The sequence below is a fragment of the Sphingosinicella xenopeptidilytica genome (assembly GCF_042676985.1).
Classification (GTDB): Bacteria; Pseudomonadota; Alphaproteobacteria; order Sphingomonadales; family Sphingomonadaceae; genus Sphingosinicella; species Sphingosinicella xenopeptidilytica.
The window spans coordinates 872,061-884,698 of the sequence record NZ_JBHTIK010000005.1; the positions used below are offsets into that span (position 1 = coordinate 872,061).

A 12,638-nucleotide genomic window follows, 5' to 3' on the forward strand; every position below is an offset into this window, starting at 1 on the left:
TTTGACTCCCGCATAGGCGCGTAACCTTCGTACCAACCCATGCCAGTTTTGTTATCGGAGAAGTCTCAATGTCTGAAGCCAAACTATTCCAGGATGTCATTCGCGGCCGCAGGTCTCCGCGCAGCTTCCTGCCAGACCCGGTGCCTCAAGAGGTGCTCCAGTCGGTGCTCGAGGACGCGCGTAACACACCCTCCAACTGCAACTATCAACCCTGGATGATCCACATAGCATCCGGGGCATCACGCGACAAGCTGAGCGCGGCGTTTCTGAACGCGGCGGGCCAGCAGAGTTTCACGTGGGATTTTCCATTCGACTTCGACAGCTCCTACGGCATTTATACCGAGCGCCGGCAGAAGCAAGGAGCAGGTTATTATGAAGCGGCCGGAATCTCACGCGATGCCACTGGACAGCGCAACTTCGCTGTCATGAAAAATCTCCAATTTTTCGGCGCGCCGCATGTCGCTCTGCTCTTCATGGCCCCGGTATACGAGACCGTGCGCGTTGCAGGTGACGTGGGCATGTACGGACAATCCTTGCTTCTGTCGCTCGCGGCCCACGGGCTGGGCGGCGTACCCCAGACACTGCTGAGCTTCTTCGCCGGCACGGCGCGGGAGGTTCTGGGTATCGATCCCATGTACAAGATGCTGTTTGGTATCTCTTTTGGTTATCCAGAGCCGGGAAATCCGGTGAACAGTTTCCCGCTCGACAAGGCTTCGATCGAGGAGACAGTGATTTTCCACAACTGACAGGATGAGATGCCCAGGAGCATCCGACGGCATCGATGTTACCGGATGCTCCTTTTGCAAGCAGATCGACGCTGAGGGCTGGTGGCAAATCGAACATGCGATCTTCGTAAAGTAATGTCGCCAACCTGCTTTTGGAGGGCTGCGATTCAGTAGGGCACATCGCGGCGCTCGAGAAATCTGCGATCCTCGGGTCCGCAAAAGCCGCAAGATTATCGACTCCCGCCCGCACCTTGCGCATCGCTACAAGGCAGGCCAAGGCACCACAACGCCGTCGAAAAGCGCGGTTTGCGGCAGCAAGGGTGGCCGGTGCCGCTACGAGGAGGGCGCTGACCCCGCCCTTGCTGCGCCTGTGGAAGTGTAGATGACCGGCAGCGTGCGCGAGTGTTCACCACAGCCCCGATTACGGCCGCGGATAATAGGCATCGTATGCCTCCGACTCGAGCTGCCAGATGAAGGATCGGGTCAGTTTGCCGTCGGCAATCTCGTAGACGCAGAGGCGGGGAACGATCAATTCAGGGTGCCCGGCGCGCTTGTGCTTCTCTTTCAGCAGGACTGCGACCATCGCGTCGCCCGCCAGCAGGATCGTCGGCGTACCGACAATCTGGAGGTTGCCCTCATTCAGCTCGAGGATGCGATGGAGAACCTTCTCCGATTCCGCCGGGCTATTCTGAGTGCCCGCGAATTCCGAATTGCCGGCGGTATAATTCGCCTTTCCTTCGGCGAAAAAACTCAGCATCCGAGCAAGGCCCTCAGGGCCGCCTTCCCCAAAAGACCCGTAATAGTCAGTCACAAGTTTGTAGTTTTCGCTCGCGGTTGCCATGATCATCTCCTTATTCAAACACGATATGTCTTCGGTAAAATACTAACGGCTCGTATCCTGACTTTGCAGTTGCTTTTCAAGCTGGTTGAGATGCGTCGCTCGCCGCGGTAAATCGGCAAAGGAGGCGGATAACCAAAAGCAACGCAGGAGAATAGTGCCTGCGAGGCATCAATGGCCAGAGTCTTACGGATGTTGTCGGCGAAGAGTCCGGGGTGGGACTGCGGGATCCGGACAGCCCGCAGGATCTTAGGATGCCCGGGAATGTCCTCGCATGAACGTCGGCATCGGCCGCAGCGGAGAGTCGTTCCCCACGCTGCGGCCATAAGGCAGAAACAAAGCCAGCTCCTGACACGCAGCATCGCCCCTTGCCGATCGAGGTTTGCTCTAAGCGCCTTCGCGCATCCTCATTGCATCCGCGCCTGGCTCCAGCGGCGTTCGTGTCGCGAGTGTAAGGCGATTCATCGTCATGTAGTAACCGATGGCGATAATGGCTTCGAGAACCTCCTGCGCGGTGAAGTGGCAGGAAAAGCGCTCGAACACCTCATCCGCTACATTGCCGCCCTCAATGACCTGCTTGCCAAAGTCCAGAAGAGCCTGCTCCGCTTCATCGAACGCGGCAGAGGCAAGATCGAGCTCCTCAATCGCCGCCACCATCGCCGGAGTGGCTCCAAGCCTCTCGGCGATGACGCGGTGCTGCGACCAGACATATTGTGCGCCGTCGAGTCGGGCGGCGAGCAAAATCAGCAGTTCGCGCCGTAGCCCTGGAAGCACCTGCTCGTTCATGACCGCGTTGCCCAGCATGAGCTGCGGGATGACGCAGGTGCTCGCGTGCGCTGCCATTGCTATGATGTTCATCCGCATGGGAAGCGAGCGCAGCGTCTCTCCCGCAGGTCCCTCCATCTTGTCGATGTCGATCAGCGGAAGCCGGCTCGCAGCATTGACCTCGGTGCTCATAGATAGCCCTCTTCGATAATAGCCGGAGATCAAACCCGGTCGGTGGTGCGATAATCGCCATACTGGCCGTCGCGCTGGTCGAGCGCGCCGGTGACACTTTTTCGGAGTTCGGCCACATAGGCGATGACCTCGGGCGTGAACCACGCCTGCGCCTGGATCTCCGTTCCAGCGCGTAACCCGGCCCGGATGCCCATCGCCTCCATCTGCCGATGAAGCGCCCGCTTGTTCATCTGCTGCAGCGGAGCGGGGACCTTCGCCACGCGCTCTGCTATGTCCAGCACGGCCGCCTCGAGCTTGTCGATGGGAAAGGACCGGTTTGCAAAGCCGAACTCGGCGGCCCGCTTGCCCGAGATGGAGTCGCCCGTCAGCATCATTTCCGCAGCCTGTCGCATGCCCATCAGCCAAGGGAAAACCTGGTTGTCCGGAGGACTCATAAGGCGGATCGGCGGATAGCCGATCTCGGCGTCATCCGCCACATAGACCAGGTCACAGGCCGAGGCGAGTTCGCTTCCTCCGGCGAGGCAATAGCCGTGCACCTGCGCGATGAGCGGCTTGGCGAGGTCCCACATCCGGAAGCAGCCTTCCACGACATGGCGGCTCCAATAGCCGATGCCGGACGCGGTGTAGTAAGGAACTGGCCTGTCCCCGCTGCCCTCCACCGACCCCTCGGAAAGGTCATAGCCAGAGGAAAAACATTTTCCCGCGCCGCGCAGAATGATGACGCGAACGGTGTCATCGGTATCCGCTTGTTCCAGCACGGAGAACAGTTCGCGCCGTAACCCGTTGCTCATGGCATTGCGCTTTTGAGGACGATTAAGCGTCACCCGCAGGATCGCTTCCCGGGGCCGGTCGACCTCGAGGTATTCGAAGCCGTCATAATTGTTGCTCATTCCATTGCTCTCCACGTCAAGTCGGTTATTCGGAATTTAACTGGACAAGGGACCAGGCGACCAATGCCTACCGCTCATTGCAGCCATGTCCGGAGAATTTTGTGTCGACCCCGCCCGGCTATTCCCTGCCCACCGCACGACGGGAAATTGCAAGGTCCAGATGGGCGCCCGCGTCCATGATGAGGGTCTCTCCTGTGATCGCTGCCGCATCTTGCGAGCAGAAATAGGTGATGCCGCCGGCGATATCCTCCGGCGTCGGTGCGCGCCCGAGCGGCATCGCACCGGTAACCTCGTTCAGCGCCACGGCGTAATCTTCTGGTGACATGCGGTCCTCAAACCACCGGGTCGCCACGAAGCCCGGGCACACAGCATTGATGCGAATATCAGGAGCGAGCGCGCGTGCCAGAGTCTTCGTGAGGTTGATGAGGGCAGCCTTGGACGCTGCATAGGCTGAACACGTGCCACCTCCGAACAATCCGGCGATCGATGCGACATTGACGACAGTACCTCCGCCGAGCGCTCTCATCCCCGGCACTGCCGCGCGGATCATCTGGTAGGCACCGGTCACATTGGTGCGGAAGATATTGGCAAAGTCTTCGTCGGACAGCCCATCAAGCCGGGCGTGGGGCACGAACTTTGTGGCAGCTGCATTATTCACAAGGATTCCCACATTGCCGCCAAGCTTTATCTCCGCCGCCGCTACCAGCTGGCGGCAATCTTTGTCGCTGCCGACATCCGCCGCGATGGCGACCGCCCGGACGCCAAGCTGGCGGCAAGCTTCTGCAGTTTCCTCTGCTTCACTCCGGCTGGCCCGGTAGTTGACGGCGACGTGGGCACCTCGCTTGGCAAGCTTGAGCGATGTTGCACGCCCTATGCCGGTGCCGCCACCTGTGACGATGGCGATTTTGCCGTTTAGATCCACGTGACCTCCCCTTGTTCCGCTCAATAATCGAAGACTGCGGACACGCCGCCAAGCCCCTCGAAATGAGCGCTGATTGCCGCGTTCGGCCCGGCGGTGAGCAATGCGGACGGCGACAGCGTCGCAAGGATCTGGCCCTTCTGTATACCTTGCCGCTCACGTGCCGTGTTGGCACCTACGAAAACCAGAATGAACGGGTCGACCACCGGGTGACCGCCGACGGCCTCGCTTGCAGTCTTGTCGCCCTCTCGCGCCACGTGGCGCATTTTTCTGAAATCGAGAGCGCGCCAGTCGGCGAGCGCCTCGCCGACCACAAAACCTCCGCTCAACGTATTGTCCGCATAGGCTTCGAAAGGGCGATCCGCCATGTCCTGCATGCTGTTGACGTCGAACCGGAAGGCGAGGAACTCGATCGCAGGAACAGCATCGACAGCCTGTGCAACCTCCTCGTAGCTATAAGGCTCGGCACGTGGCGGAAGATCACGGTTGGCGCGGAACACGATCTCGGGCTCCCAGATCCGGATGCGCGACATCTCGGGCGTGATATGATCGCCCGAGCGGAGCAGGTTGAAGATCGGTGCGACGAGATTAGGCTGTCCCGCCTTGAATGGGAAATAGAGCTTCCATCCCTTCACAGGCTGATCAAAATTTTCGACAAGGCTGTCGAATATTTTCTGTACATCAAAGAAGGAAGCGGGGCGACATTCTTCGGGGAATCGCACCACCGGCCGCTCAGCGGTTCCTCGATAGAGCGAGATGACGAGATTGGCAGCCTGACGGGCACTTGCTTGATCCATAAGCGTATTCCTTCTTCTTCGACCGATAATTATGCCAATGGACCACACGCTGGCGGGCGTTCCGCGTCGGCGCATTTTCCTAATAAAATCGAGGCTGGGGCAGCGGTGCACCTTGTCGGGCAGGAGCCGTCACGCCGCATCGTAAGGTTTGCCGAAAACACCCGGCCGCCGGCAAGCAGACATTGTCGGGGGCGGCTTCGGCATTCCGCATCAATGTGCCACAACTCCCCTCCTGATTTGCTCAGCCCCGGCTTCGGGCATTTTGGCTATTTTCGAGGCGCTGACGGCCAGCGACTAGGTCAGATTGCGACATCGGAAATATAACCGGGGCAGCATTGCTGCAGTCCTTGCAGGCCGTGCATACAGCGGCGCACGCTCCTCAGTGCCCCGGTGGGGCTGGGGAGCAGAAAAGACAGCTACAGCTGGTCTCGATCGTGGCCTGGGTGACGGGGCAAATGTAGCGTCGACGCCGTATGCTCGTCGAGCCGGGCTGGTCGAAGGGGCGGAAACGAATGGGAGTCACGACTGCACCGGTCGAACCGCGCCGTCTTTTCAGGCGCGAGACGAAGGGATTTGTCACCGCGCCCATCACCCTGCAACTCGAACGCGGCCGCATGCAATTCCTTGCTAATGTTCTGGGAGAGTCCAATCCGATTTTTACCGACGCTGAGGCGGCGCGCGCCCAGGGGTATCCGGATATAGTCGCGCCGCCATCCTTTCCGGCGGTGGTCGAAACACTGGCAAACGAAGATCCTCGTCAACTGCGCCGGCACCTCGATGGTAACGGACACTTTCTCGATGTCGCTGGAGGACTTCCGGCGAATCATGGCCGTGAATGTGGAAGGCACCTTTCTGGGCATGAAGCACGCCGTCCCCATCATCGCGAACTCCGGTGGCGGGTCCGTGGTCAACATTTCCTCGATGGCCGGCCTCAAAGGCATCGCCGGCATGACGGCCTATTGCGCCTCCAAAGGCGCTATCCGGATGATGAGTAAGGCTGTAGCGCTTGAGTGCGCCGGCATGCGCAACAACGTCCGTGTCAACTCGGTCCATCCGGGATTTGTCGATACGCCGGCGCTGCGGAAGCACATCGATGACGCCACCAAGGCTGGTCACGGTCGTGGCCTGGAGACAATCGAGCCGGACGAAGTCGCCAAGACCGCTGTGCCGATCGGAGTTGCTTGTACCTCCGAAGAGGTAGGCGAAATGGTGGCCTATCTGGTCTCGAACGGGGCAAGACACGTCACAGGTGCCGAGATTCCGATCGATGGCGGAATGACAGCCGGTTAAAGAAGCATGGATTGAAGCGCCGGAAGTGATGCGTTTATTCAGCAGCTTCTGATTGAACGGCGATGGCAGCAACTCAAGTCTCCGGCCTCATGGTTTGATCCTTCCGGCGGTGGTGCGCCAAACGGCTACCGTCGATACTGCATAAGGTGCTGCACCTTCCCCCGGGGCATGCATCTTGCTCCGCGCGACGGAATGACGGGAGATTTGCGGTCACAGAATCGCGCAACTTGCGATCGACGGGATCGACAGAATGAAGGGAAAAAAATGGAAATGTTCGATCTGACCGGCAAGGTTGCCGTTGTGACAGGCTCGTCGCGCGGCATCGGTCGAGCGATCGCGGAGGCCTATGTGGAGGCTGGCGTCCGCGTCGTCATTTCCAGCCGGAAGCAATCCGCCTGCGACGCCGTGGCCGGCACCATCAATGCCCGCTATGGTGAGGAGCGCGCGATCGCGGTCGCGGCAAGCCTTTCCGACAAGAGCGCTCTGGAGGCATTGATCGCCAAAACCCGGCAGCGGTTCGGACATATCGACCTGCTTGTCTGCAATGCGGCTTCCAACCCTTATTATGGTCCGATGGCGGGCATCAGCGACGAGCAGTTCCGCAAGATTTTCGACAATAATGTGCTCGCCAATCATTGGCTAATAAGGATGGTCGCGCCCGGGATGATTGAACGACGGGAAGGCGCGATCATCGTGGTTTCCTCAATCGGCGGTTTGATCGGCTCTGATGTCATTGGCGCTTACAATGTCTCGAAAGCGGCCGATTTCCAGCTTGTACGCAACCTTGCGACCGAGCTTGGCCCGCACAATGTCCGGATCAACGCAATCGCGCCTGGGGTCATTCGCACCGATTTCGCGCGCGCGCTTTGGGAAGACCCGGAGGCTGAAGCAGCCTTACGACGGGCGACCCCGCTCGGACGCATCGGAGAACCCGAAGAGATAGCAGGCACCGCAGTCTTCCTGGCATCGAAAGCCGGCGCCTATGTGACCGGGCAAGCTATCGTCGTCGATGGCGGATCCACCATCAAGGGCACGCTCTGAAAATGCGCCTCGGACATCGATGAGGTCTGGCTCAACGGCTATGACTGGCCTCGGCACACAGGTGGTCCGATGTTCCGGGCTGAACAGGTTGGACTCGACAAAGGTCGTAGACACCCTGAACTGCTATTGTGACGGGCTCGGCGCCGCCTTTTCTCTTTCGCCTCTTCTCGCCCGATGCGCAGCCCATGGAGGCTCGCTCTTCGGCAATGCCGAGGCCTGACCGACAAACCAACCGGGAAACATCGCCATGCCCCTGCGCTTTGCCAACCCCGCCCCCGAGGCCTATCATGCCCCTCTTATCATCCGGCATCTGCTGGATGGTGTTCTGACAAAGGCGGGCGATCAGCAGATTGTCTATCGCGATCAGGCGGCCTTCACCTACCGCGAATTTGTGGACCGGGTTGGACGACTGGCGTCGTTGCTGGAGACGCTAGGGACCGAGCAGGGCATGACTGTGGCGGTCATGGACTGGGACAGCCATCGCTACCTCGAGGCCTATTTCGCTGTTCCAATGATGGGCGCCGTCCTGCAAACTGTGAACGTCAGGCTGCCCCAACCTCAGATCGCTTACACCTTGCAGCACGCAGAGGCCGGGATTCTTCTCGTCCATCGCGACTTCTTCCCAATTGTCGAGGCGCTGCTCCCCGCTCTCCCTACCATCAAGGCGGTCATCGCGATCATGGACGGCATCCATGATCCGCTCCCCGCTTGGGCACGCGGGGAATATGAGGCTCTCTCTGCTGAGGCGCCAGCTGACTATCCCTTCGTGGATTTTGACGAGAACGCCGTAGCGACCACCTTTTACACGACCGGCACCACGGGTAATCCGAAGGGCGTCTACTTCACCCACCGCCAGCTTGTACTTCACACACTTGCTGTGGCCGGGCCATATGGCGCATCGACGGCTTCTCCCAGTCTGGGGGTTGAAGACGTTTACATGCCACTAACGCCAATGTTCCACGTCCATGCCTGGGGGGTCCCCTACATTGCGACCATGCTGGGGGTGAAGCAGGTCTATCCCGGGCGCTACGAGCCGGAGATGATCTGCAAGCTGCGTGACGACCATAAAATCACCTACTCGCACTGCGTTCCGACCGTGCTGGAAATGGTTCTGCAAGCCGCCGAACAGACCGCAACGGACCTGACGGGGTGGAAGATGACCACCGGCGGCTCAGCGCTCGCCAAGGCGCTGTGCGGGAAGGCCCGCCGGCGCGGTATGCTTTCGGCCGCTGGCTACGGGATGTCCGAAACGTGCCCGACGATTCTGAAGGCCGCCCGGCGCACATCTGTCGCGTTCAGCGACGAGGATGAGATGTTGGCCACCTTCACGGCCTCAGGCATTTCCGTTCCACTCGTCGAGGTGCGAATCGTCGACGAATTGATGAACCCGCTTCCCCATGACGGTCGGACGCGCGGCGAACTTGTGCTGCGGGCTCCCTGGTTGACCGCTGCTTATGCCGGCGATCCCAAGGCGTCGGAAGCTCTCTGGCGCGGCGGCTGGATGCATACCCAGGATATCGCGACGATCGACCCCTTGGGCAGTGTGCAGATTCGCGATCGGTTGAAGGACGTCGTCAAGACTGGGGGAGAATGGGTTGACTCCATCCAGCTCGAAGAGCTCGTGGCGACGGCTGAAGGTATTGCAGAGGCTTCGGTGATCGCGGTGCCAGATCCAAAATGGGGAGAGCGGCCATTGGCTATCGTGGTGCCCCGGCCTGGCGCTGACCTTACCCTGGAGATCATCAACGGCCCGGTGGAACACGCTATCGCAAGCGGTGAGATCACGCGCTATGCGAAGCTCGACCGTTTCAGGATCATGGATCATCTTCCCAGAACAAGTGTCGGAAAAATCGACAAGAAGCAACTGCGAGCGCTTTTTGCAGAACAGGCGGGATCATCGGAGTCGGGCGTATGACTGCAGCACTTGCCAGGGCAACTACGCTGGCTGGCCCGCATGCGACGACCTCCCACATCGGCCGGATCGGCTCACTGACCGTGGCTTATTTGGAGCCTTTCAACGCCGTCACGCAGCTGGCTTCACCCGATCACGTATGCGGGGGCAGGCCAGGCTGAAATGTGTTGATGTCATCGCTTGCTGACGCACCGGAAATTTCAACAGGCCGATCTGCCGGCGCGTGCTGAGCGCTACCTGCATCCCGTGCCGCAGAACCGCCATACCGAAGCGGAAGTAAAATTGTCGACATCCCCAAAAAAGCTCCGGCAAGCTCGACCAAAAAAAGAGGGGCGCCGAGATGATCCCGGCACCCGTTTTCCGCTTGAGCTGCTCGCCTTAGAACTTCACTGACAAGGAGCCGCCGTAAGTGCGAGGCGCGGCAGGGGCGGCCGGATATCCACCAGTACCAGCGGGACCTGCCGACTCCTGTCCGATGAGATAATAGCGCTCGTTTCCGAGGTTCTTGCCCCACAAGCTGACCGTCAGCCAGTCGAGCGAAGTGGGTGTGAATGTCAGCGAAGCGTTTACGAGCGTTACAGATTTCGCAGCGAGATTATTGTCAGCCGTCCACGGATAGGACCCGGTATAGGACATGCTGACGTCGCCCACCCACTCGCCTATATCTGTTGTCACCGCGTAGTTCGCACCTAGGTCGAACCGCCACTCCGGAACGTTGGCCATCCGGTTGCCACTGCCATCACCTAGCACCGGACCGGTGATGATCGAGCCCGGAGTGAGCCCACCGGAAAAGATCGGGGTGTTGGTGAATCTAGTGTATTCCGCATCCAGGTACGTCGCTGCGCCGCGAAGTGTGAGCCCTTTGGATACAATGGCCTCGATCGAAGCTTCCGCGCCCCGGATCCTTGCCTTTTCAGCGTTGGTGAGGCTAACAGCCGAAACCGTGCCGGTATTTATGGTCGTAAGCACCTGCGGACTGGTGATGTCGCTCCAGAACGCCGCACCATTCAGCCTGATACGGCGATCCAGCAGCTCGGTTTTGAGTCCGATTTCATAAGCCTGGACCTTCTCAGGATCGGCAGCTTCGGTCTGAAGAGGAAGCGTGTTGTAGGCGCCCGCCTTGAAGCCGCGGCTGACGGATGCATATGCCATCACGTCATCGGTGAAGCGGTGGTCGAGCGCTACACGATAAGTGAAGGCGTTTGTCTTCGTCTTGTCACTGAAAGGGTTCGGCACGCCTGGCGCGGCTGCGGAAACCTCACCAACGCCTGGGATCACGTAATTCTGTTCGCCGTAGCCCGAGATTCTGTCATGCGTGTACCGCCCCCCAACCGTCAGGTTTGTCCTCTCGCCAAGAGGCGCGGTGACCTGCACAAAACCGGAATAACTGTTGACGATCTGCCGACTGAAAAAGTTCAACTGCGCGCCCGGGGCCACAAACAAGTTGAACAGGTCGCCATATCCCACGGCTGGATTGTAGCCCGCCTTCCAGTGCAGATAATAGGCGCCAAGTATCCAGTTGATCTTCGAGTCACCCTTGGACTTTACCTGAAATTCTTGCGTGATCTGGTCATCCTGGTCACCGAGATCGGCGCTGTAGAAGGGCTGCCCGCTGTAGTCCAGGTCGGTGCGATAAACGCCATCGGATTTGCGGAACGCCGAGATCGAGACAATGTCAGCGAAGCCCACGTCCTGGTCTATCCTGAGCGAGCCACCATAGCCTTCCTCCGATGAGTCCGGGCGATGGTCCAGGCGCGTGTCGTAAAACGTTTCCTTGTCGTTTTTCAATGACGTCAGGACGGTTCCCTCGACGACATTGAGGCCGAACGTTCCCTCGTAGAAGTCCTGAACCGACCCGATATCGCTCCGCGACTTCGCATAGAAGCCAACGAGCTTGATCCCGGTACGATCAGTTGGCTCCCAAACGAGCTTGGATCGGAGGGTCACGAACCAACCAAGGTTGGCGTCCTCGCCCGTGGTGAGGCTCTTGCCCCATCCGTCGCGCTGATCCGATCCTGCCACGGTGATATTCCAGGCAAGAGTGTCGGTAAGGGGAGTGGATGCGTAGAACTGCCCGCTGATTTTGTCGAAATTGGCGTAGCCGATCGTAGCGTTAACTTCGGCATCTCTGCCCGGGTCCTTGCTGAACATCTGGATTGCGCCGCCAGACGAATTGCGCCCGAACAGAGTTCCTTGCGGACCATTCAGCACCTCGACGCGGTCTATGCTTCCAAGCTCCAGATAGGCGGTCGCAAGCCGAGTGTAATAGACGTCGTCGATATAAGTCGCGACGCTGGATTCGTTGCCCAGTGAACCGTTGTTGTTTCCCACGCCGCGAAGGAACGGCAGATAGACGCCAGCAGTGGAGGAAACCTGCAGTGATGGAGCCACATGTGAGAGATCAGCGAGATTGGCGACGCCGCTAGCCTGAAGAGCTTCCGCGTTGAAGGCGCTGACCGCGACAGGGATATCTTGCAGGCGTTCCGAACGCCGCTGTGCCGTGACCACAATCTCCTGCAACTGTGCATAGCTGTCGTCAGCCGTTTCGACTTGTGCGAATGCCGTAGTCGAAGTGAGGCCTGTGGTGACGAGAAACGCGCAGATCAGCGTCGGCGCGATGGAGCCCGGCATAGGAAATTTACGAGCGATTTTATGATGATGCATTATCATTCCTCCCCCTTAGGTTATCGGTGTGACCGGAAGATTGGCTCCGGGCCCGTTATCGCGCGAAAATAAGGGGACGCCCCTGTCTCGGACTAGCATCATCGATTGCATGTGAGTTATAATGCGGTCGTTATGTAATGGCGCTGCTTCTGACATGGCTGAAGCTAACTGAGGTCTGTAGAGCAGCCGCGTATCCGCCTCAGACGCCCGCTTTCCGTATTAACTTCGCGCGGCGAATGATAACCTTTGGAAGGGCTTAGTGCGCGAGACGTTTCCTGATAGCGACATGCTCACGCTTTTATCAAAGCTATGTGGTTACCTTTCAAGCGTAGCTATCTGCCTCCCCGCTGAGTGGTCCAGACTGTCATAAATCTCTGGGCCACTCAGCGGGGGCGGATCAGGTTCCGACGTAACGCTACGATATTTTGCGCTTCGGTTGTTAGGGACCAACGCGAGCTTTGCTCATAGCTAGACCCTAACTCTTGCGCCTATTGCCGCACCAGCTTCGCCTACCCACGGAGCTGGTTCTTGGGCTGGCCTTCCCCCTGAAAACTGGTCCGCTTTGAAAGTGAGAGTTTCGGCTATTTTGCGCTTGGAAGGAGCGA

11 protein-coding genes and 1 pseudogene are annotated in these 12,638 nt (G+C 59.2%); 6 read left to right on the forward strand and 6 right to left on the reverse strand.

The window, feature by feature from the left end; all coding sequences use genetic code 11:
• Positions 1 to 68 precede the first annotated feature (68 nt).
• The gene (locus tag ACFQ00_RS11845) at positions 69 to 746 is read left to right on the forward strand and encodes a nitroreductase (protein WP_381490825.1); all 678 of its coding nucleotides are present in this window, start codon (positions 69 to 71) and stop codon (positions 744 to 746) included.
• 400 nt (positions 747 to 1,146) lie between these two features.
• Here the strand turns inward: ACFQ00_RS11845 and ACFQ00_RS11850 are convergent, their stop codons facing one another.
• The 5 genes from ACFQ00_RS11850 to ACFQ00_RS11870 all read right to left on the reverse strand — a co-directional run bounded on the left by ACFQ00_RS11850 (position 1,147) and on the right by ACFQ00_RS11870 (position 5,174).
• Positions 1,147 to 1,566, reverse strand: coding sequence for a hypothetical protein (locus ACFQ00_RS11850; protein WP_381490828.1), 420 nt, complete (start codon positions 1,564 to 1,566; stop codon positions 1,147 to 1,149).
• Positions 1,567 to 1,950: 384 nt separating this feature from the next.
• The gene (locus ACFQ00_RS11855) at positions 1,951 to 2,520 is read right to left on the reverse strand and encodes a carboxymuconolactone decarboxylase family protein (protein WP_381490831.1); all 570 of its coding nucleotides are present in this window, start codon (positions 2,518 to 2,520) and stop codon (positions 1,951 to 1,953) included.
• A 29-nt stretch (positions 2,521 to 2,549) separates the two neighbouring features.
• Positions 2,550 to 3,410: an enoyl-CoA hydratase-related protein gene (locus tag ACFQ00_RS11860; protein ID WP_381490834.1), complete on the reverse strand. Its 861-nt coding sequence runs from the start codon at positions 3,408 to 3,410 to the stop codon at positions 2,550 to 2,552.
• Positions 3,411 to 3,528: 118 nt separating this feature from the next.
• Entirely contained in the window at positions 3,529 to 4,332 is an 804-nt protein-coding gene (locus ACFQ00_RS11865) for an SDR family NAD(P)-dependent oxidoreductase (RefSeq protein ID WP_381490837.1), read from the reverse strand.
• A 20-nt stretch (positions 4,333 to 4,352) separates the two neighbouring features.
• On the reverse strand, positions 4,353 to 5,174 hold the full coding sequence (locus ACFQ00_RS11870) for a hypothetical protein (RefSeq protein WP_381490840.1): 822 nt from the start codon (positions 5,172 to 5,174) through the stop codon (positions 4,353 to 4,355).
• A gap of 464 nt (positions 5,175 to 5,638) precedes the next feature.
• Here ACFQ00_RS11870 and ACFQ00_RS11875 point away from each other — a divergent pair.
• From ACFQ00_RS11875 to ACFQ00_RS11895, 5 genes and pseudogenes are all read left to right on the forward strand, one after another.
• Positions 5,639 to 5,890, forward strand: a pseudogene (locus ACFQ00_RS11875) (FAS1-like dehydratase domain-containing protein); the annotation flags it as partial.
• Positions 5,877 to 6,416 carry an SDR family NAD(P)-dependent oxidoreductase gene (locus tag ACFQ00_RS11880; protein WP_381490903.1) on the forward strand — a complete coding sequence of 180 codons (540 nt, stop codon included), beginning with the start codon at positions 5,877 to 5,879 and terminating at the stop codon, positions 6,414 to 6,416. The pseudogene ACFQ00_RS11875 and the gene ACFQ00_RS11880, both read left to right, overlap by 14 nt.
• A gap of 264 nt (positions 6,417 to 6,680) precedes the next feature.
• Complete coding sequence (locus tag ACFQ00_RS11885) at positions 6,681 to 7,457, forward strand: SDR family NAD(P)-dependent oxidoreductase (RefSeq protein WP_381490906.1); 777 nt, start codon at positions 6,681 to 6,683, stop codon at positions 7,455 to 7,457.
• A gap of 247 nt (positions 7,458 to 7,704) precedes the next feature.
• Positions 7,705 to 9,372, forward strand: coding sequence for a long-chain-fatty-acid--CoA ligase (locus tag ACFQ00_RS11890; RefSeq protein ID WP_381490842.1), 1,668 nt, complete (start codon positions 7,705 to 7,707; stop codon positions 9,370 to 9,372).
• Between the two features lie 177 nt (positions 9,373 to 9,549).
• The gene (locus tag ACFQ00_RS11895; protein ID WP_381490845.1) at positions 9,550 to 9,762 is read left to right on the forward strand and encodes a hypothetical protein; all 213 of its coding nucleotides are present in this window, start codon (positions 9,550 to 9,552) and stop codon (positions 9,760 to 9,762) included.
• Here ACFQ00_RS11895 and ACFQ00_RS11900 read toward each other — a convergent pair.
• On the reverse strand, positions 9,748 to 12,033 hold the full coding sequence (locus ACFQ00_RS11900) for a TonB-dependent receptor (protein ID WP_381490848.1): 2,286 nt from the start codon (positions 12,031 to 12,033) through the stop codon (positions 9,748 to 9,750). The two genes, ACFQ00_RS11895 and ACFQ00_RS11900, sit on opposite strands and share 15 nt — an antisense overlap.
• Between the last annotated feature and the right edge of the window lie 605 nt (positions 12,034 to 12,638).